The organism is Bradyrhizobium sp. UFLA03-84, assembly GCF_002289535.1.
Classification (GTDB): Bacteria; Pseudomonadota; Alphaproteobacteria; order Rhizobiales; family Xanthobacteraceae; genus Bradyrhizobium; species Bradyrhizobium viridifuturi.
Window position 1 is genome coordinate 303,954 of sequence record NZ_NSJY01000019.1, and the last position, 20,451, is coordinate 324,404.

The following is a 20,451-nucleotide window of genomic DNA, read 5'->3' on the forward strand; positions in this document are numbered from 1 at the left end:
CACAAGCCGGTGGCGGGATCGAACCGGAGCTTCGCGAACTGCGACCAATCAGCTATAGGATGACCATCTAGGGCTGTTCGGGCGCATCACATGATCCTGCAATCCCTCGCCGGCCTGCCGGCGTTCCTGGTCTATTTCTGCACGGCGCTGATCGCCGTGGTCGCCTACCTCTTCGTCTACACGCGCGTCACGCCGCATGACGAATTCCAGCTGATCCGCGACAACGATTCGGCGGCGGCGATTGCGCTCGGCCTCAGCCTGCTCGGCTTCGTGCTGCCGGTGGTCAGCGCCATCGCCCACTCCGCCAATGTGATCGACTGCATGATCTGGAGCATCATCGCGCTGATCGTGCAGATCATCGTCTACTACATCGTGAAGATTCCGGTGCCGAACCTGTCGGCGCGGATCGCCTCCGGCGAAATGGCGGCGGCGATCTGGCTCGGGCTGTCGTCGCTGGCCGCAGGCGCGCTGAACGCTGCCTGCATGATCTACTGAGCCATTGAGCCAAACCATGGCGCGCAAACCCAACCCGGAATTCGGCAAGCGGCGCCCGGTCGTGCCGGCGGTGCCGCCGCGGCCGGATCCGCCTTCCAAGCGCTCCAACCATGTCGCGCTGCTGATGATGGGCACGCTCGCGGTCGGCGGCGGCGCATACGCACTGATGCCGCGGCAGAATTGCCAGCCGATCCCGCCGACACCGCCGGGCGTCACCGCGCCGGCCGTCCCGCAACCCGGCGCAGATTGCACGCAGCGCAGTTCGTCGTCCGGATCGGGCGGCAGCGGCGGCGGCTCGTCGCGCAGTAGCTTCTACAGTGGCAGCTCCTCGTCCGGCGGCTCCTCATCCTCGTCGAGCTCGACATCAAGCTCATCGGTGAGCCGCGGCGGTTTCGGCTCGTTCGCACATGCATTCGGTTTCGGCGGCGGCTGATGAGCACTTTGGCGTGTCGTCACGTGCTTTCACTTGCCCGCCGCTCGGAGCTGATGGAAGCTCGGCGCGGCTCAGCAGACGGCAGAGCAGAAGGCAGGGATCGCGTCGATGAAACGCTCGCGCCGGGTCTGGCTGAAAATGATGGGCAGCGTCGCGATCGGTGCAGCGTCGATCGGCCTGACACCAGGTCACGCCCGCAGTCGCCACCACCATGCCGGACACAAAACGAAGCGAGACCCGGAGCAAGTGTCAGTGTACCCCTCCGGCGGCTTCGGCGGCGCGCCGCGCGGCTTCGCCCATTTCGGGCATCCCTCGCACGGTGGCGGCTGACACCAAACTGAGATCACGGTCCCCTTCATGCAACGCATCGCATGTCCCGAGCGCGACGATTGGCAGGCCACCGCCGAGAGCGCCGGCTTCACCTTCCACACCATCGACGGCGAACGCTACTGGGACGAGCGCGCCTACTACGCCTTCACGCTCGACGAGATCGAGCGTTCGATCGAGGCGCCGACCGGCGAGATCGATGCAATGTGCCTCGAGCTCGCCGGACGCGCGGTCAGGGATGAGCGCTATCTGCGCCGGCTCAAGATTCCGGAGGCGTTCTGGGACCTGATCGCGGCGAGCTGGCGCCGCAAGGATCCAAGCCTCTACGGCCGGTTCGACCTCACCTTCGACGGCAGCAGCCCGGCCAAGCTGCTCGAATACAATGCCGACACGCCGACCTCGATCTTCGAAGCGGCGGTGTTTCAGTGGACCTGGCTCGAACAGGCGATCGCGCGCAACATCATCCCGAAGCGTGCCGACCAGTTCAACTCGATCCACGAGCGGCTGATCGAGGCCTGGAAGACGATCGGCGCCAACCGTCCGCTGCACCTCACCGGACTGACCGGCAATGCCGAGGACGCCGGCACGCTTGCCTATCTCGAGGACACCGCGGCGCAAGCCGGGCTGGAGACGACGCTGCTCGATATCGAGGAGATCGGGCTGCGCGACGACGGCCAGTTCGTCGATCTCGACGAAAGCCCGATCGCGCTCGCTTTCAAGCTCTATCCGTGGGAGTGGATGTTTCACGACGCGTTCGGCAAGAACCTCGCGACCGCGCCGACGCAATGGATCGAGCCGCCATGGAAGGCGATCCTGTCCAACAAGGGCATCCTGCCGCTGTTGTGGGAGCTCTTCCCAAACCACCCCAATTTGCTGCCGGCTTGGTTCGACGACGACCCGCAGGCCGCGCAGCTCGGCACCTCCTTCGTGCGCAAGCCGATCTATTCGCGCGAAGGCGCCAACGTCGAACTGGTCAGCGGCGGCGTCACGCTGGTCGCCGAGCAAGGCCCCTACGGCGCCGAAGGCTTCATCCGCCAGGCGCTGGCGCCGCTGCCGAATTTTTCCGGGCAGTATCCGGTGCTCGGAAGCTGGCTGGTCGACCACACGCCCTGCGGGCTTTCGATCCGCGAAGACGAAAATCCGATCACCGGCAACACCTCGCGCTTCCTGCCGCACGCGATTTTGTAGAAGCGAAGCAATGACGTGGAAAGAGTCCTCGGCCTCCTAACGCAGGAGACGCGCGCTCATCGCGCAGCAGACGCAACCGCCTTCAGCACATGCAACGCGGCGCCGGCGCGTGCGACCGGAGCGGTGCTGGGCTGGTAGAGCCCGCGGCGGTCGGGATAGGGCCTGAACAGGTTGGTGATGCCGACCACTGATTCCGCTGCGCCGAGCGCCAGCACGCCGTCGGGCTCCAGCATCCGGGAGATCTTGCCGAAGATGCCCGCCTTGGTCTGCTGATCGAAATAGATCAGCACGTTGCGGCAGAAGATCACGTCAAAGGTGCCGAGATGCGAGATGTCCTGCAGCAGATTGAGCTGGCGGTGCTGCACCATGCCGCGAATGTCGGCGTTGAGCTGCCAGAGCTCGCCCTGCTGCGTGAAGTACTTCACCAGCAGCTGGATCGGCAGGCCGCGCTGCACCTCGAACTGGCTGAACAGGCCAGCCTTGGACTTCTCCAGCACCGCCTGCGACAGGTCGGTGGCGATGATCTCGATGCGCCAGCCAGCGAACAGCGCGGTCATCTCCTTCAGCAGCATCGCGATCGAATACGGCTCCTGCCCGGTCGACGATGCCGCGCACCAGATCCGCAGGCTGCGGCGCGCCGCGCGCGCCTGTGCCAGCGCCGGCAGCACCGCGTCCTTCAGATGATCGAACGGGATCTTGTCGCGGAAGAAGAAGGTCTCGTTGGTGGTCATCGCTTCGACCACCTCCGACGTCAGCTTCTCGGCGCCGCCCTTCATCCGCAGCACGAGATCGGCAATCCCGGCAAGGTTCGACCTGCGCGCCAAAGGCAGCAGGCGGCTCTCGACGAGATATTGCTTGTCGCTCGACAGATCGAGCCCGGAGCGTTCCTTCAGCAGCTTGCGCAGATACTCGTAGTCCAGCGGCGTCACGAACGGTCTCCGGCAAACACGCGAACAAGCTTCGGTGCGATCTGATTGAGCGGCAGCACGGCGGCGCAGATGCCGGCATTGACCGCAGCACCGGGCATGCCCCACACCACGCTGGTGGCTTCGTCCTGGGCGATCACGCTGCCGCCGGCGGCGACGATGTCCTTGCCGCCGCGCATGCCGTCGGAGCCCATACCGGTCAGGATCACCGACATGATGCTGCCCTGCCAGATATCGATCGCGGAGGTGAACATCGGGTCCACCGCGGGCTTGCAGAAATTGACCGGCGGCCCGTCGTCGAGCGCGATGGTGGCCTCGATGCCGTGGCGGACGATGCGCATATGGCGCGCACCGGGTGCCAGGTAGATCTGGCCCGGCTTGATGCTCTCGCCGTCGATCCCCTCATGCGCCGGCCGCTTGCTGGTGCGCGCCAGATGCTCGGCGAGAATGGTGGTGAAGGTCGGCGGCATGTGCTGGGTGATCAGCACCGGGACGCGATCGATCACAGGGCCGATCTCTGCGACCAATGTCATCAGCGCCTGCGGCCCGCCGGTGGAAGAGCCGATCAGCAGCACCTTCGGCTGCAGCAGACCGAACGAACGGCGTGCGATCTGGGCCGGCGCTGCGGGCGCAGCGGCGGGAGCCGGTGCACGCGCTCTGTCGTGAGCGGGCGCGAGCGGCGGGCTTGCCGTGGTGTGTACCACGCCGCGCCGCGCCTTGGCGCCGAGGTGACGGATCTTCTGGATCAGGTCGTGGCGGAAGGTTTCGGCGGCGGTCGCCTCGCGCGTGCTCTCCGGCTTCGGAATGTAGTCGGACGCACCGAGCGAGAGCGCCTTCAGGCTGATCTCCGCGTTGCGGCGGGTCAGCGTAGAGGCCATGATGACGACGAGATCACGCTTCTTCGCCAGCAGCTGGGGCAGCGCCGAGATGCCGTCGAGGTCGGGCATCTCGATATCGAGCACCGCGACGTCGGGATTGATGCGCTCGAGCTGGTTGACGGCGTCGAGGCCGGTGCGCAGCGAGGCCACGACCTCCATGTCGGATTCGGCGCCGATCCAGCGCGAGATCATCCCGCGGATCACCACGGAATCGTCGACCACCATCACCCGCACCTTGTCGGAACGGGTCGATGTCGGAACCGCAGTACTTGTCAACGCAACACTCATGACTTCACCAGCGACGCAACACGACGCACAACAACCGTTGAGCCGAAGGCTTCTGCCGCCGGATCGAACGTAGACTTAGATCAGCCCGACTTCCTGGAACTTCGCGGTGACGATGTCCCGGTCGAACGGCTTCATGATGTACTCGTTGGCACCGGCATGCAGCGCGCGTGCGATATGCGCGACGTCATTCTCGGTGGTGCAGAACACGACCTTGGGCTGATCGCCGCCGGGCATGCGACGGAGATTGCCGAGAAATTCGTAGCCGTCCATGACAGGCATGTTCCAGTCGAGCAGCACGGCTTCCGGCATCGCGCGCTTGCAGGCCTCGAGCGCTTTCGCGCCGTCCTCGGCCTCGACGATCGTGAAATCGAGCCCTTCCAGGATACGGCGGGCGACCTTGCGAATGACGCTTGAGTCATCGACAACAAGACAGGTTCTCATCTGCGACCTCTACTTCCTCATCCCCGGTGGGATGTTTCAGTTCTTCAATTCCAGCGGCCCGTCTCAGGCCGCTTTGGCATCAGGCACCAGTTCGAGCACGCGATCGATGTCGAGGACGACCATGAGCTGGCCGTCGAGGCGGTGGACGCCGCCGGCGAGCTTGGCCATGCGGGGATCGAGATTGACCGGATTGTCCTCGCGGCTGTCGTCGGGCAGCCGCAGCACCTCGCCGATCTGGTCGATCAGCAGGCCATAGGATTCGCCGCGCTGGTCGACCCCGACCGCCATCGGCAGCTGGCCGTCGTCGGCCTTCGGCAGCCCGAGCCGGGCGCGCATGTCGACCACGGTGACGATGCGGCCGCGCAAATTGAGCACGCCGGCGATCTCGCTGGAGGCCAGCGGCACCCGCGTCAGCCGCTCCGGCATGAACACGTCCTGCACCCGGGAGATCGGCAGCCCGAACAGCTGCCCGCCGATCACGGCGGTGACGTATTCGGCCATCGCGCCTTCACTGGTCTCGGTCTTGGTCATCGATGCTGTTTCCTTCAAGCGGCGCGCCGCAACTCGGCGGTCTGCTCTTTCAGCGCCGCGATCAGCCCGGGACGATCGAACTTGGCGACATAGTCATGGAAGCCGGCCTGCCGGCCGCGCTCGATCGCCGCCGGCGACACCATCGCCGACAGTGCGATGATCGGCAGCTGGTTGAAATTGTGATCGCTGCGGATGTTCTCGGCGAACTCGAACCCGTTCATCTCCGGCATCTCGATGTCGGTCAGCACGACGTCGAAGCTTTGCCCCGAGCGCAGCGCGGCGAGGCCTTCCTGGGCATTCGGCGCGGTCCGCACCTTGTAGCCGGCGGCCTTCAAGACCGGCGCCAGCATGTTGCGGAAGAACGCCGAGTCGTCGACGAGAAGGACGGACTGTGCCGAAGCCGACGGCCGCATCTCCTTGCGCGAGAACCAGTCGGCAAACGCCATCGGCAGGAAGTGGCCGACGTCGATCACCTCGGTGGCCTGGCCCTTGATCACGGCCGAGCCCAAAATACCGTCCTGGGAGCCCGCGACCTCGATGTTGAGCTTCTCCTCGACGATGTCGATGATCTCGTCGACCACGAGCCCCATCGAGCGGCCGTCGTCGGCAAACACCAGGATCGGCTGCGACCCTTGGCTCTGCACCTCGACGCCCGCCATCTGCACCAGCGGCATCAGCTGCTCGCGGTACTGCACCATGTAGCGGCCGTTCGAGAGCTCGATCTTGTCGGTTGCGATCTCCTCGAGCCGGGTGACGAGGCCGAGCGGCACCGCCTTGGGCTGGCTGGAGCCGGCGCGGAACACCAGGAGCGAGGTCAGCTGCTCGCCGCTCGCGGCATGGGCGTTGGCATTGTCGTCGGCCATGTCATGGGCCGAGGAGCCGGAGGCGCCCAAGGCTTTGGCAATGCCGTTGGGATCGATGATCATGATCACGGCGCCATCGCCCAAAATGGTGTTGCCGGAGAACATGTCGATGTGCCGCAGCTTGGTCGACATCGGCTTGACCACGATCTCCTCGGTGTGGAACACGCCGTCGACCACGATGCCGAAGGTCTGGCTGCCGACCTGCGTCACCACGATGAAGCCGTTCTCGGCGTCGGTCGGGGTCGCGCCGTCGTCGATCTTCAGCAGCTTCTTCAGATGGATCAGCGGCAAGAGCTTGTTGCGCAGCCGCAAGACTGCGGTGTCCTTGATCCGCTCGATGCGGTGCTCGGAGTTGGCGCGGGCCCGCACCAGCTCGACCACGGACAATTGGGGAATCGCAAAGCGGTCGCCGCCGGCTTCCACGATCAGCGCCGAGACGATCGCAAGGGTCAGCGGGATCTTGATGGTGACCGAAGCGCCTTCGCCGGCCACGCTCTTGATGTCGATGGTGCCGCCGATCTGGTCGATGTTGGTGCGCACCACGTCCATGCCGACGCCGCGGCCGGACACCGAGGTCACCTGGGCGGCGGTCGAGAAGCCCGGCGCGAAGATGAACTTGTGGATCTGGGCCTCGGTCATCTTCTCCAGCTCAGCCTCGGTGACGAGACCGTTCTGGAGCGCCTTGGCCTTGATCCGCTCGGTGTTGAGCCCGCGGCCATTGTCGGCGATGCAGATGATGATGTGGCCGCCTTCGTGATAGGCGGAGAGCCGAATGGTGCCCTGCTCGGGCTTGCCGGCCGCGACCCGCTCCGCGGTGGTCTCCAGCCCATGATCGGCGGAGTTGCGCACCATGTGCGTCAACGGATCCTTGATCAGGTCGAGCACCTGGCGGTCGAGCTCGGTGTCGGCGCCGTGCATCTCGAGCTCGATCTGCTTACCGAGTTCGCCGGAGAGGTCGCGGACGATGCGCGGCAGCTTCTGCCAGGCATTGCCGATCGGCTGCATCCGCGTCTTCATGACGCCTTCCTGCAGCTCGGCGGTGACGTTGGAGAGCCGCTGCAGCGGCACCTTGAACTCGGTGTCCTCGTTACGCCTTGAGATCTCCAAGAGCTGGTTGCGGGTCAAGACCAGCTCGGAGACCATGGTCATCAGGTGTTCGAGGGTATCGACATTGACCCGGATCGACTGGTTGGCGATCTTGTCGCCTTCCTGGACGTCTTCGGCGGCGGCCTTGCGGGCCGGCTTCCTGGCGGGTTCAGCGGCCTCGGCGGCAGGCGCTGCAGCGGCAACGACCTTCGCCGCAGGAGCCGGCGCGGGCGCGGCGACTTCCGTCTCGGTCTCGCGGAAGGCGCGCTCGAGCTCGTCGAGCGAGACCTCGCCCGGACGCAACGGACGCTCCAGCGTCTGCACCACCAGCGTGCCTTCGGTCATTGCTGCCTGCACGGACGGCGCTTCGACGACCGGCACGTCCTCTTCAGCGGCGGCATCAGCAGCAGCCATCGCCGCCATGCCGTGCTCGACCATCGCTTCGAGCTGATCGATCAGATCGCGGTCGTTGCCCTCGGGCTCCGCCTCGGTCGCCTCGAGCCCGCCAAGGATCTCCTTGATGCGGTCGATCGAGGACAGGATCAGCGTCACCGCTTCGGCCTTCACCGGCATGCCGTCGCGGAATTTGCCCATCAAGGTCTCGCCGGCATGCGCCAGCGCTTCCAGTCGCGGCAGCCCGAGGAAGCCGCAGGTCCCCTTGATCGTGTGCACAAGGCGGAAAATGTTGTCCAGGATCTTCGCGTTGTTCGGATCCTGTTCGAACTGCACCAGCTGGTTGTCGACCGTATCCAGGCTCTCGCTGCTCTCCGTCAGGAACTCGCGCAACAGATCGTCCATGAAACCAACCTTCGAAAAACGCCGAAAACGCTGCGGCGCGCGACATCCACGCGCCTGACGGAACTTGGGTCAGCTTCTCCGCAAAGCGTTTAAGTTTGGTTGAGTAAATGGAAAAGAACGGGATCAACAAAGAGATAAGGCCGCGCGATTGAATCGCGCGGCCGGTCGTAACCTTTGATTAATGATGTTCGCGCGGCTGCCTTCAGGCTGCGGCGACAATAACCTTGTCGCCGTCGAGCGTGAGCGTCACCTTCAGCCCGCAGGCTTCCGCGAGCAGGCGCGTGTAGTATGGCTGAACCGCATGCGCATCGACCGTGTTCGCCGACGTCCCGTTGAGGATATCGACGATGTTCTGCGGCACGCGGGCATTGAGCCCGGCGGATGTGATCTGGAAGATCGTCGCGTCACCCTCGCCGACCGGATCGACATTGAGCGTGCCGCCGCGCGGGATCGTCTGCTGCGCGATCACCAGCATGTTCAGCAGCAGCTTGACCCGGTTCTTGGGCAGCAGCAGCCGCGGCAAATTCCAGGTCAGCGTGACCTTGCCGTCCTCGATATGCCCCTTCGCCATGTTCTGGGCGTCGCCGAGATCGATCTGCGCGCCGGAGGAACCGGCGGCGCCGAATGCCAGCCGACAGAACTGCAGCCGGGCTGACGCGGTCTTCGCGCTCTTGCGGATCAGATCGAGCGCGAAGTCGCGATCTTCGGGCTTCGGATTGTCGTCAAGGACCTCAAGCCCATTGACGATTGCGCCCACCGGACTGATGAGATCGTGACAGACTTTCGAGCACAGCAGCGCTGCGAGCTCGAGTGCATCGGGAGCGGGACCGGGAGACGAAGTGCCAGACATCAATTGTTTCCTGGAAAGCCGCACGCCGATCGAGGAGTGCGAATCACGCATGCCTGTCGGCTTGATACACCGGGCAGACGGATGCTGCCAGCTTGCGGCGGGACTGGCATCATGATCTCAGGGGAAGACGAACAGGATATGAGACCCGCTCATGAATAAGGCACAATCGGCCACCGTCGACTGCGACAAGGCCGCCACGCTGCTCGAATCACTGACCGAACTTGTGATCCGGGCCGGCGAGGCGATTCTCGCGGTCAACCGTTCCGCCATGCATGTGACCGGCAAGAGTGACGGCTCGCCGGTCACCGAGGCCGATCTTGCCGCCGACCACATCATCGTCGAGGGGCTGACACGGCTGGCACCGCATATATCGCTTCTGTCGGAGGAGCGCGTGCATCTGGCGACGCCGCCCTACAAGGACAGTTTCTTCCTGATCGATCCGCTCGACGGCACCAAGGAGTTCGTCGCCGGCCGCAACGAGTTCACCGTCAATGTGGCGCTGGTCACGCATGGCGTGCCGCTACTCGGCATCGTCGGCGCACCCGCGCTCGGACTGATCTGGCGCGGCATCGTCGGCAAGGGCGCCGAGCGGCTGACGCTGCAAGGCAACGCGGTTTCGCAGGCCGTGCCGATCAAGACCCGTCCTTGTCCGCCGCGCGGCGCGCCGTGGACGGTTGCGGTCAGCCGCTCGCATGGCGATCCGCGCACCGAGGCCTTCATCGACGTACGCGGCAACGGCGTCCGCGCCGTGCTGGGATCGGCGGTCAAGTTCGGCCGTGTCGCCGAGGGTGAGGTCGATATCTATCCCCGGCTCTCGCCCACTTCAGAATGGGATGTGGCGGCCGGTCATGCGGTGATCGTTGCGGCCGGCGGCAAGGTGACCGATTCGCACGGGCACCCCCTGCATTTCGGGCTCGGCCGCGAAAACTTTCTGGTGCCGGAATTCATCGCATGGGGCGACCCGGCCGCGGCTCCGTGATTACTGCGCGAGATTTTCTTCCAGCTCCGGCCAGCGCGCGGTGGCTTGCTTCAGGAAGCGCGTGGGATCGGCGGCAAAGGCGTCGCGGCTGTGTTCCCGGTTGAACAGATAGAGCCTGTTCCCGACGACGGCCCAGAAGCGCGGATTGCCGGCGCAGGTCACGCCCCGCACCAGATCGGTCGGATCGTAGCCGCCGAACTGTGGGCCATAGATTTCCGGATGTGCCACGAAGGAGGCGCGGTTACCCTCGTTGCGAAAACGCCAAACCGCGCCGCTGTCGGCGGCCTCGAATTCCGGACGCCCCTGGGTGGCGGCAGCGTCGGTGAAATAGGCGACGGGATCGAATCCCTCGATCGCAAGGCCGGAGTAGCGGTTCGTCACCACGCGCTCGGTCGTGGTGGCCCGAACAGGCAAAGCGGGCCAGATGGCCGCCAAAATGCCCGCCAACAGGCCGAAAAACGCCATGCCCCGGCACGATCCATATCTTTCCTGCCGTTGTGCCGTCATAGTTGATACCGATAACATCCGAGTCGAGGGGACACTGGGCGCAACCTAGAGCCGTGCCTGTTGGCATCAGGTTAAAGGGCAACGCCCGGATTTCGATAGCAGGGGTTCTTAATGACTTTCGCATCACGCCTTGCCGCGGTCGCGTTTGCCGCGCTGATGTGCTGGAGCGCAGGGGCGTCCGCGCAGCAGCCCCCACCACCGCAATATCCGCCGCCGCAGCGCGAACCGACCCCGTATACTTACGGGCCCGACGAACTGGTCGGCGCCGGACACAAGTTCTTCGGCAACGTTTCGCGCGGGCTCGCCTCGGTGATCGAGCGCGCGGTCAGCCAATGGGGTCTGCCCAACGGTTATGTGCTCGGCGAGGAAGGCTCCGGCGCGTTCGTGGCCGGACTGCGCTATGGCGAAGGCACGCTCTACACCAAGAACGCCGGCGACCTCCGGGTCTATTGGCAGGGCCCCTCGGTCGGCTTCGACTGGGGCGGCGACGGCGCCCGCACCATGACGCTGGTCTACAACCTGCCCTCGACGCAGGCGATCTACCAGCGCTTCGTCGGCATCGACGGCTCCGCCTATATCGTCGGCGGCTTCGGCATGACGGCACTGACCGCCAACAACATCGTGCTGGTCCCGATTCGCTCGGGCATCGGCTTGCGGCTCGGCGCCAGCGTCGGCTATCTCAAATACACCCCGCGCGCGACCTGGAACCCGTTCTAGGTCGCAAACCCCTAGTCGGGTGATGCGCCGGGGCGCACCGGCACCCGTTAGCGATTCACCTTAACGCGGCAAACGGGCTGGCCTTCGGCTGGCCCGCCGTGGCATTGTGATTAACAAATTCTTTCTTCTTTTCCTGGAGTGATCTTTCATGATCGAGCCGATCATGTACGCGGCGATCGGTTTCCTGATCTCGATGCTGTGTGGCCTGATGATCGTGCCGCTGGTGCATAACCGGGCGGTGCGGCTGACCACGCGCCGGATGGAAGCGGCCACTCCGCTGTCGATGGCCGAGATCCAGGCCGACAAGGACCAGCTCCGCGCCGAATTCGCCATGTCGGCCCGCCGGCTCGAGATGAGCGTCGACCAGCTCAAGAGCAAGACCACGAGCCAGCTCGCCGAGCTCGGCAAGAAGACCGACGCGATCAACCGCATGAAGATCGAGCTGGGCGAGAAGAACGCCGCGATCTTCGCCCTGGAGGCGCGCGAGAAGGCGATGAAGGAGCAGTTGCGCGCCACCGAGGAAGAATTCGGCGCCAAGACCGAGCTGCTGCGCACCGCCGAGCAGGCACTGACCGACAAGCAGGGCGAGCTTGGCAGGATCAACGCCGAGCTCAGCGACCGCTCGATGACGGCCGACAGCCGCCAGGTCGAGCTGGTCGCGGTGCGGACCCAGGTCGAGGAGTTGAAGAACCGGGTCGGCGATGCCGCGAGGGAATTCGCCGCCACCGAGGCTCGCCTCGCCCAGGAACGCAGCCAGTCCGAGACTGTCACCCGCGATCTCACCGACGCGCGCGGCCGGGTCGAGAATCTGAGCCAGCGCGTCACCGACCTCGACCGCCAGCTGATCGTCCAGGTCAAGGAAGCCGAGATGCTCGGCAACCGCGTCACCGATCTGGAGACGCGGCTTGCGACCCAGGGCAAGCTACTCGCCGAGCGCGAGTTCGAGAACGGCCAGCTCAAGCAGGCCAACGCCGCCGCCGAGCGGACGGTGCAGGAGCTGCGCGAGGAGATCGCCGCGACGGGCGGCGGCAAATCGTCCGTGCTCGAGAAGCTGCGTCAGGAGAAGGCTGCACTCGAAGAGCAGCTGCGCACAGCCCGCGACGAGCGCGGCAAGCTGCAGCGCGACATCAACGCGATCCAGCAACAGGCCGAGAGCTCCTGGGCGACCGAGCGGATGGAGAACGCACTGCTGCGCGAGCGCATCAACGACATCGCGGCCGAAGTGGCCAAGCTCGCGATCCAGCTCGAGGGCCCCAATTCGGCGATCGAGGCCATGCTGGCGGCCGAGCCGACCGTGCCGGCCAAGGCCGCCTCCAAGCCGGCCAACGGTGCCGCAAACGGCACCGCCCCCGGCAGCGGGATGCCCGAAGGCGGCGGCACGCTCGCCGAACGCATCCGGGCGCTGCAGTCACACGCCTCCCGCGCCCGCCAGCAGGGAGCCTGATTTACGCAGGGTTTGGCTTGACACCCCTACCCGGCACTTCGTAAATCGCACGCTCTGACGAAGCGCCTTTATCGACCGACCGCCGACCAGCGGCCTTTGGCACGTCATATCCCGGACGCATAGCTCAGCGGGAGAGCGTTCCCTTCACACGGGAGAGGTCCAAGGTTCGATCCCTTGTGCGTCCACCATTTAGCTCCAGATTTCAACGATTTAATAGATTGATTCCCTTAGCGTGTGCCCCAGAGGAGTCGGGGCACAACGGGGGCACATCGCTTGCGGCACGGCTAGCCAAGAATCGCTTCCTGTCCGGCCGCTGCGATTTCGAGGCTGATCAAAGCGCTTGGCTGATCCGAATACCATCGTAGGCGGCCCCCTCGGCTGCACCTACGAGCCTGCCAGCAGCGTCTTCGCTGCTGTTGCTCAGGTGCCACGCGCGACGAACTGGGATTTCGCGCGACAGGCGAACTGACGCCGGGCGACGGGAGAGCCCGCCCGGCGTTCGAAGGATTCGATTCCACCGACGACAGTAAGCCGGAAACCGGGTGCGAGCGGTTCCCGCCGGCGGTCCGGTTCCGGATCCGCTCCGATTTCTAATCCTTGGAATGCGGGTTCCGAGGATGGCTTCGCGCCGACGCCGAACCAAAGATTCCGGCCGCCCGCCGACGCCCGGCGCGCCGGTCAGGAATCGTCGCATGTGCGCCAAACAGCGTCTTCGCAAGGAGATCGTGAGGAACGCAGGCGATCGTCGAAGCAGGCCGAGAAATCTAGCGGAAAGGACGCTGACCACGAGGATTGAATAGCACGTGTCGCGAGTTGATCGTTCGCTGGGGCGGTCTCACCGCCTCGCCTTCTTGGGCGGGGATCAACCGGTGGAAAACGACTCGGAAAATACCAGCCACCCAGCCTGCTGATCGGCGCGCCCCGGCCACTCGTCCTCCGCAGATAGGCCTCCCAAACTCGTCACTCTGGATCTTGCCGGACGAAGACCTGCTGTCCTTTGGGACACACGTCGAACATCGGATGCCCCATGGCAATGCGGAATGTCGTGCGGTCTACACCTATCGCCGCAAAGCAGTGCTCAAGCGTAGTGTTATCATCGACGGCATGGTGCATTGCGGACTCTGAAACTCCCGCGCGCATTGCGTGCCTTAGCAGCTTGAGGACTTCGTCATCGCCTTCCGAGCAGTAAAATTTCAAGCGCATCCTGCCGCGGACGGGATAACAGCCCTTCATCCCGGGCTCCCGATCCTCGCCGCGCTCTACCACGGCGTATCTTGGAATGTCCCGAATGTCCGGAGGCAACCGCTCGCCGTCCTCAGACGGGGAGCCGACGCCATCTGAACCGCGTCCGAGACGCGCCAGAAACCGAATTTCTCGATCCAATCGGAGAATGCATTGGCCCAACCCGGGCCGAGCGGCCCGTCGGGCCAAGCCTTGTGTTCCCACATGCCGCGCAATTGGCGCGCCGCAGCCCGCCATTCCGGGTTGGTTGCCATAGTCGTTCGCCTGTGGACAGACAGTTCGAATCGTGTGGAGTCCTAAGCCCCGGTGGCTCTCGCGAACCAGCTATGTCCATGCGGATATTGGTAGAAAGATATTTGTTGGGACGGGCCAGCGACTCTTGGATCGGATCGGTGAATTGCGGGGAAAGCGATTCGACAAACCCACCGGACGAAACGTAACAGACCGACAGGCGGCGCCCTATCCATCCCAGCCACGTCTATCTTTCAGGAAGATCATCCCGTCTAACGCGGCCAGTTTGGGCTTCGCTTCGGATTCATATCGCCGTCTCGCCGTAACGAAACGTCCTGCGGCTTTTTCGGTGAGCCTGCCGCCCCATGAACCATCCCCGTTCTGGAAGATGGTGATGTTGTGTTCATCGGTATTGACGAAGCTGTTGCCAAGCGACGAGATCCTCCAGCGGCGGTCGAGCCAACGGCTCTTGTGTCCAGCGGCCCCTCTCAGTGCGCGCTCGCGTCGCCCCGGCTCGCAATCATGCCCGTGAGGCACCGTACCGGTACACCCGGACTTGCCGCTTGGTCCATCACAATTGCCTTGCTCAGCGTCTTCGCGGCCCCAGAAGTGCGTGAGGGGGTGCGATCATCAGCCGGCCGGGCGACGAGCAAGGCGGCTCGATCCAACGTGGAACCTCTACGGGGCGACTGAAACTGGCAGTTTTCTAGCATACTGACCTGGGTTTATCTCGACGACCTCCAACGGAGAACCTCCATGTACATACCCCCCCACTTTCGAGATGACGACCTGGAGAACATTCGAGCGACAATCCGCTGCGCCCGATTGGCCAACCTGATCACGGCCACGTCAGACGGGCCCCTTGCGACGCCTCTTCCGCTCTTTCTCGATGAGAGCGAAGGCGAACACGGCGCGCTGTACGGCCACCTAGCGAAGGGCAATCCGCAATGGCGCACGCCCCCGATCGGAGAAGCTCTCGCGATCTTTGCTGGCGCAGAGGCTTATGTGACGCCATCCTGGTATCCCAGCAAACGACAATCTGAACATGTGGTGCCGACATGGAATTACATCGCGGTCCACGCCCATGGGCCGACCGAGTTCTTCGAGGATCCCGATCGCCTGCTTGAAATCGTGACGCGTCTGACGAATATCCATGAGACGTCACGTGCGACGCCTTGGGCCGTCAGCGATGCTCCCGCGGATTTCATCGCCGCCCAGTTGCGTGAGATCGTCGGCGTGCGCATCCCCATCACCAAGGTCGAAGGCAAGCGCAAGATGAGTCAAAACCGCCCCGCTCCTGACCGCCTTGGTGTCGCCACCGGCTTGGCGGTGAGCATACTGCCACGGGATCAGGAAGTTGCAGCCCTTATCCTGATTCAGGGCTGAGGCTATAATGTGCATGACTGGCGCCAACAGGGCCGGTCGACAAAGAGCAAGCCTACATCTGCAGCTCTCACGGGCTCCACCGGCATTAGTCTTGCCGTAACGCCGGTCGAGGCATTGCGGATTGGCGGCAGCGGCGTCCTCTCAGTCGAAAGTTGTTCAACAACCCGGAGCTTCGACTTAGTATTCCGCGTACTGAGAACCCAATTTGCCTCACCAGAATGAACCGGTCTCGGAGAGATCAACCTGGCCCATCGATTGACTCGCAGAATTCACTTACGGAACGGTCAGCTTGAACTTACGCACCGTGTAGAGTCTTGTCCGTATTCTGACAGAGACGCAATGTCGTGTCAGGTCGGCGCGCATAGTAAGCGTTGAGACCTTCCAAAGCCCTTCCGGCCTTATTGCATGCCAACGCTGGCTGGCACGGCCATTGCTTCAACTAAATCGATCCAGAAACAGAGCTAAAGAAGCAACAATGCTCACGCTCTCCACCCGCCCTCTCGCCTCGGAAGAACAGTCCGCCCGTTCAGCTCCCTGGTGCGCGTTGCATCCGTGACGACTCTGTTCGAACCGCGACGATCGCTCCAGACATGTAGACCAGTAAATATCTAAGTCTCGAACACATTCTATCGCACGACCACATTTGCCTTAGGTTTATGCATGAAATCCGCGATTATTTGCGACTGGAATGGCACGCTGCTCGATGATGCCAACGCGGTGCTGCAAACCATCAATGCAATTTTAAGCCGCTTCGGTCGCGCAGCTGTGGATATGCACAAGCTTCGAGAGAAGTTCGAACTTCCTCCTTCGGTTCTTTTCCGCAACCTGGACATGTCGAAAGATGAAATCGAAGTCGTACAGAGCAACGACAACGCCATTTTTCACGACACTTATGAGTTCCTGGCGCGCAACGCGGCCTTACGTAAAGGGGCTCGAAATGTTTTGCTCGCCGCTGATCAGCGAGCCATCCAAACCGTCATTGTCAGCAACCACATTGTTGGACCAATTCGCACACAATTGCGAAGACTTGGGATCAAGACTCACGTCACCGACATCTTGGCATTTGATAGCCGCGCAACTCAGTTTAGGAGCATGAGCAAGCAAGAACGGCTGCGCTTGTATATGCAGGCTAATGATCTATCCCCAGAAAGAACTGTCATCGTGGGCGATATGCCAGTTGAGACCGAGATTGCCCGCAATCTTGGCCTTATCAACGTATCAATCGTGGGTGGATATGTTTCCGAAGGGCGCTTACGCGCGGCAGGGCCCGACTACATGATTTATGATCATCATGAATTATTACCAATCTTACGGAAGCATTGCCTTTTTTAGGGCAGTTGAGTGATCGAAATAACATAACTGAATGTCTTCCGTCGGCTGCCGCTCTCTTTGCACCATATTCGGTGGGTGAGGTCGACGATCGAGCTTCTTTGTCGCTCGGTCGAATCATCGGTTGGTCCGATAACTCGCGCCAAATAGCGCAATTCGTTGCCATGGGGACTACATGTTCTTCTTTCGCCTGGCACGTTGCTTGCTGAAGATCATCCGCCTCGAAAAGCAGAAACTTCAAGGGCTTGGAAAAACAACATGAGCACAACGGCTTTGATCGGTGACGTCATTCCGGGCGCCGATGTTCTGAAACGTGCAGCGCGCATCGGTGCCGAAGTCAAAAATATCGAGCTATCGGGCGATCTACCGGACCGCACGATCGCTGCGATCAACAGCTTGCTTCTCGAGCACAAGGTGATCTTCTTCCGCAACCAACGACATCTCAATGACGTTGAACAGGAGCGCTTTGCTGCTCGTCTTGGAAAGCTAACGCCGCATCCGATGCTCGGCGCCGCCAAGGGGACGGCCTCGCTCCTTGAGCTGGACTCCACTCGCGGCGGCGGTCGCGCCGATGTTTGGCATGCGGATGGGACCTTCGCCGATGCCTATCCCAAGATTTTAGTCCTGCGGGCCGTAGCAATGCCAGCTTTCGGAGGCGACACCGTGTGGTCGAACACAGCTTCCGCGTATCTCGATCTGCCGCCGCCGCTACAACGGCTTGCCGAGGAGCTATGGGCCGTTCACAGCAACGTTTTCGATTACGCCGGGATCGCGCGTGTGCGCGAGGTGGACAAGAAACACTTCGACGAGGTATTCACCAGAACGGTTTTTGAGACCGAGCATCCCGTCGTGCGCGTCCACCCCGAAACAGGCGAGCGGACGCTAGTGCTCGGCGCTTTGGTGAAGCACTTTGTTGGGATCTCCAAATACGACGGACAAAAGCTCTTCGATCTGTTCCAGTCTCATATCACCGCGCCCGAAAACACTGTGCGCTGGAACTGGTTAGTGGGCGATATCGCGATATGGGATAACCGCGCAACGCAGCATTACGCCGTCAACGATTACGGGGACGGGCATCGCGTCGTACGTCGGGCTACAATCGAGGGCGACGTGCCTATCAGCGTCGACGGCCGGAGCAGTGTACCGCGCTTGAGGGTGACCGAATAAATGCCCATCGACGCCAGGCGCTCTTGCGTCTGAAGACGGAGAAAGCCCGGGCAATCAGAGTTATTTCGGGGCAGACGCGGGAACACGCTTTCCGACGCGATATCTTAGCTCACGGGCCAAACCCGGCAGCGTCTCGGTTGATGCATCGTACTGTTAGCTTTGACCGGCAGCTTCGAGAAGCCTCGAGCATCACTGTCATTCGCCGGCGACCGGTACGCGGCCGCCACGTTTCAATTTAGAAAATCCTCGATCCGTGGCCATAAAGCGCGCCAACATGGGAGCGATGAGCTTAGTCGGTTCGACCACTTGACCACCTTCACGCGTAAGGGCTTCTGCATATGCAATGAGATCGCGATGCACGGCCGCCGGCAGCTCCGCGCTCACTTTGACCGGCTTGTCATCTGGAAGCTCTCCTATTTTGAGCTTTGGCATGTTGTCACCCTCTATACGGCGTAAGTATGAGGTCACGATTGACAAGAACACGAACCGGGAAACCAGGTCGTACGGTCAAAGTAGGCTGGATGTTGAGACTGCGTCGAACCACCTGCTGTCCGGTCTGGTTCAGTGAGTCCGAGCCGCCGTGTCGCAATGCCTGGATAATTGCGCTGTCGTTGCTGTTGGTGTCCGAACCGGCGCCCAGTTCAGTCCCCACCGCCAGAAACGTCGAAAGCGCCGCAGCCTTGAACAACTCACCCCAGTGATTGTCGACCTCGTCTTCGAGGCCTGCATACCCTGCTGTGTCAGCGCCAGGCTGCCGCTCGAGAACGACGGAACGTCCATTTGGCATGATCAGCCGCGTCCAGACCAGCAGAACGCGGGACTGGCCGAAGGTGACTTGGCTATCGTATATACCGATCAGACGCGCTCCCTGAGGCACTAACAAGAACCGACCGGTGGGCGTGTCGTATAAGTTTTCGGTGACCTGCGCGGTTACTTGGCCTGGAAGGTCTGATCGAATCCCGGTGATTAGGGCTCCCGGAATGACCGTCCCAGCCTGCACGATATACGGTGAAGCTGGCTTGGTGATGCGGTCAGGGCTGACCGTACGACGGTCCGCAGAGGCGTTCACGAAGGCAAGCTTGCGGTCCTGGCCGTTCTGCGCAGATCCGTCATCGCCGCTGCTCGTTGAGTTCGGTGGCACGGCGCGGTCGCTTCCAACAGCCGGGGCGGCGGCTGGACGCACGTCTCGTCCATTGGTCGCGGCGAACAAATGGCTGATGCGGGCTGCCTCGGTCTCTTGATCTCGGCGCTGCTGGTCCGGATCGGCCCCGCTCGTCGGCAACGGACCTTGGGCGGCAAGGATCGGTCGACCGAGATCCCCGGGGAGCGGCGGACCAAGCTGTGGGACGGGTTGGCGCGGAACGCCAGCATAGTCCTTCGGCAGCGTCGTAATGCCGTCCGCAACATTGTGGTGGTCGGTACTGTAAAGCTCATCGGCCGTTTGATTACGGGAGCGATTGCTCTGTAGCGACCACAACACAGTTCCGCCGATGACGAGCAATGCAACGGCGCTTCCGCCGGCCAAGACCTTCCGCGACAACCGCGTGACGCGCGGATGCTCAGCTCTCAAGCGGAAGCTTTGGGACGGTTCGCCTTGTGTCGCCGGCGGAACTGCTTGCTCGTGATCGTTTCCATTGTTCATGACGACGGCCTCCCGTCGGTCCTGACAATACGGACCTTCTGCTGGTGCTCGCCGCCGAGCCGCAGCTCGGCGGCTGCAAAGAGTCGATCGACAATCAATACGTTGCCGTAAGCGCGATAGTTGACGAGTTCGGTCTTGCCATCTGGACCGATGACAAAGAGCGGAGGCATCTCGCCTTGCACGATGCCTTGCGGGAATTCGACATAGACTTTGCGGCCATCGTCATATACGGCGAGCGGCCGCCAGGGAGGACTGTCCCCCTCGATAGCATAGCGGGAGATGCGCTGCGCCGGCCCCGGAAGAACGGGCTTCAGCGCAGCTGAACCCGACCGTTCGCGTACCGCCTCTGGATAGTACCAGGCAACAGACGGCATGTATGGTCGCTCGCGGGAGCGGAGTTCGATCAGGTAAGTGCGCCGGTCAGTATTGACCACTAGGTTGGTCTCAATCGAAGCTCGAGTCGGCTTGACCAGGATATGGACGCGCCGTGTGTCGCCGCTCCCGCTCTCGGTATCGCCCACGACCCAGCGTACGGTATCTCCGGCCGCGATCGGCCCTGCTCCCGTCAACTGTTCTCCTTCCTCGAGCGCGATATCCGTGATCTGCCCGGGCGCGGCGTAAACCTGATAGAGTGCGCCAGGACTGTAAGCGTAGATTTGCGCCGCGTTGAAATACCCACGTTTGCGCGGTTCGACCCTCGCTG

21 protein-coding genes and 1 tRNA gene are annotated in these 20,451 nt (G+C 62.8%); 11 read left to right on the forward strand and 11 right to left on the reverse strand.

The features are described from left to right. Positions 1-90: 90 nt before the first annotated feature. The 4 genes from CK489_RS39035 to CK489_RS39050 all read left to right on the forward strand — a co-directional run bounded on the left by CK489_RS39035 (position 91) and on the right by CK489_RS39050 (position 2,443). Positions 91-495 carry a DUF350 domain-containing protein gene (locus tag CK489_RS39035; protein WP_050626628.1) on the forward strand — a complete coding sequence of 135 codons (405 nt, stop codon included), beginning with the start codon at positions 91-93 and terminating at the stop codon, positions 493-495. Between the two features lie 16 nt (positions 496-511). Then, positions 512-928, forward strand: coding sequence for a hypothetical protein (locus tag CK489_RS39040; protein WP_050626627.1), 417 nt, complete (start codon positions 512-514; stop codon positions 926-928). Positions 929-1,036: 108 nt separating this feature from the next. Continuing rightward, positions 1,037-1,258, forward strand: coding sequence for a hypothetical protein (locus CK489_RS39045; RefSeq protein ID WP_095736047.1), 222 nt, complete (start codon positions 1,037-1,039; stop codon positions 1,256-1,258). Between the two features lie 27 nt (positions 1,259-1,285). Then, positions 1,286-2,443 carry a glutathionylspermidine synthase family protein gene (locus CK489_RS39050; RefSeq protein ID WP_095736048.1) on the forward strand — a complete coding sequence of 386 codons (1,158 nt, stop codon included), beginning with the start codon at positions 1,286-1,288 and terminating at the stop codon, positions 2,441-2,443. Positions 2,444-2,499: 56 nt separating this feature from the next. Here the strand turns inward: CK489_RS39050 and CK489_RS39055 are convergent, their stop codons facing one another. The 6 genes from CK489_RS39055 to chpT form a co-directional block, all read right to left on the reverse strand. Next, the gene (locus CK489_RS39055) at positions 2,500-3,372 is read right to left on the reverse strand and encodes a CheR family methyltransferase (protein ID WP_095736049.1); all 873 of its coding nucleotides are present in this window, start codon (positions 3,370-3,372) and stop codon (positions 2,500-2,502) included. Next, a complete protein-coding gene (locus CK489_RS39060) occupies positions 3,369-4,535 on the reverse strand; it encodes a protein-glutamate methylesterase/protein-glutamine glutaminase (protein ID WP_095736050.1) in 1,167 nt (388 codons plus the stop codon). Before CK489_RS39060 ends, CK489_RS39055 begins: the two co-directional genes overlap by 4 nt. 75 nt (positions 4,536-4,610) lie before the next feature. Further along, the gene (locus tag CK489_RS39065) at positions 4,611-4,976 is read right to left on the reverse strand and encodes a response regulator (RefSeq protein WP_021081912.1); all 366 of its coding nucleotides are present in this window, start codon (positions 4,974-4,976) and stop codon (positions 4,611-4,613) included. Between the two features lie 63 nt (positions 4,977-5,039). After that, the gene (locus tag CK489_RS39070; RefSeq protein ID WP_095736051.1) at positions 5,040-5,507 is read right to left on the reverse strand and encodes a chemotaxis protein CheW; all 468 of its coding nucleotides are present in this window, start codon (positions 5,505-5,507) and stop codon (positions 5,040-5,042) included. A 14-nt stretch (positions 5,508-5,521) separates the two neighbouring features. Beyond that, a complete protein-coding gene (locus CK489_RS39075) occupies positions 5,522-8,254 on the reverse strand; it encodes a hybrid sensor histidine kinase/response regulator (RefSeq protein WP_095732197.1) in 2,733 nt (910 codons plus the stop codon). Positions 8,255-8,456: 202 nt separating this feature from the next. Continuing rightward, entirely contained in the window at positions 8,457-9,104 is a 648-nt protein-coding gene (gene chpT, locus CK489_RS39080) for a histidine phosphotransferase ChpT (protein ID WP_095736052.1), read from the reverse strand. A gap of 151 nt (positions 9,105-9,255) precedes the next feature. Between chpT and cysQ the strand changes: the two genes are divergently transcribed. Beyond that, positions 9,256-10,083, forward strand: coding sequence for a 3'(2'),5'-bisphosphate nucleotidase CysQ (gene cysQ / locus CK489_RS39085; RefSeq protein ID WP_095736053.1), 828 nt, complete (start codon positions 9,256-9,258; stop codon positions 10,081-10,083). Here the strand turns inward: cysQ and CK489_RS39090 are convergent, their stop codons facing one another. Further along, a complete protein-coding gene (locus CK489_RS39090) occupies positions 10,084-10,548 on the reverse strand; it encodes a YHS domain-containing (seleno)protein (RefSeq protein WP_095736054.1) in 465 nt (154 codons plus the stop codon). Between the two features lie 153 nt (positions 10,549-10,701). Here CK489_RS39090 and CK489_RS39095 point away from each other — a divergent pair, with 153 nt between their 5' ends. The 3 genes from CK489_RS39095 to CK489_RS39105 all read left to right on the forward strand — a co-directional run bounded on the left by CK489_RS39095 (position 10,702) and on the right by CK489_RS39105 (position 12,939). Then, on the forward strand, positions 10,702-11,307 hold the full coding sequence (locus CK489_RS39095; protein WP_050420523.1) for a DUF1134 domain-containing protein: 606 nt from the start codon (positions 10,702-10,704) through the stop codon (positions 11,305-11,307). Positions 11,308-11,455: 148 nt separating this feature from the next. Further along, entirely contained in the window at positions 11,456-12,751 is a 1,296-nt protein-coding gene (locus tag CK489_RS39100) for a coiled-coil domain-containing protein (RefSeq protein ID WP_095736055.1), read from the forward strand. Between the two features lie 113 nt (positions 12,752-12,864). Beyond that, positions 12,865-12,939, forward strand: a tRNA-Val gene (locus CK489_RS39105). Between the two features lie 772 nt (positions 12,940-13,711). Here the strand turns inward: CK489_RS39105 and CK489_RS39110 are convergent. Then, entirely contained in the window at positions 13,712-13,984 is a 273-nt protein-coding gene (locus CK489_RS39110) for a hypothetical protein (RefSeq protein ID WP_143278322.1), read from the reverse strand. A gap of 996 nt (positions 13,985-14,980) precedes the next feature. Between CK489_RS39110 and CK489_RS39120 the strand changes: the two genes are divergently transcribed. The 3 genes from CK489_RS39120 (at position 14,981) to CK489_RS39130 (ending at position 18,106) form a co-directional block, all read left to right on the forward strand. Next, entirely contained in the window at positions 14,981-15,610 is a 630-nt protein-coding gene (locus CK489_RS39120; RefSeq protein ID WP_050401251.1) for an FMN-binding negative transcriptional regulator, read from the forward strand. Between the two features lie 660 nt (positions 15,611-16,270). Beyond that, positions 16,271-16,942: an HAD family hydrolase gene (locus tag CK489_RS39125; RefSeq protein ID WP_095736057.1), complete on the forward strand. Its 672-nt coding sequence runs from the start codon at positions 16,271-16,273 to the stop codon at positions 16,940-16,942. A gap of 255 nt (positions 16,943-17,197) precedes the next feature. Next, positions 17,198-18,106, forward strand: a complete 909-nt coding sequence (locus CK489_RS39130) for a TauD/TfdA dioxygenase family protein (RefSeq protein ID WP_050401249.1) — start codon at positions 17,198-17,200, stop codon at positions 18,104-18,106. A gap of 195 nt (positions 18,107-18,301) precedes the next feature. On the opposite strand, the gene CK489_RS39135 is transcribed toward CK489_RS39130, so the two are convergent. The 3 genes from CK489_RS39135 to trbG form a co-directional block, all read right to left on the reverse strand. Beyond that, positions 18,302-18,538 (reverse strand): DUF2274 domain-containing protein, encoded by a 237-nt coding sequence (locus CK489_RS39135; RefSeq protein WP_083992257.1) that lies wholly within the window; start codon positions 18,536-18,538, stop codon positions 18,302-18,304. Between the two features lie 4 nt (positions 18,539-18,542). After that, complete coding sequence (locus CK489_RS39140) at positions 18,543-19,748, reverse strand: TraB/TrbI/VirB10 family type IV secretion system protein (protein ID WP_050401247.1); 1,206 nt, start codon at positions 19,746-19,748, stop codon at positions 18,543-18,545. Then, positions 19,745-20,451: P-type conjugative transfer protein TrbG (trbG, locus tag CK489_RS39145; RefSeq protein WP_095736058.1), on the reverse strand; the 707-nt coding region annotated here is incomplete at its 5' end. The genes CK489_RS39140 and trbG, both read right to left, overlap by 4 nt.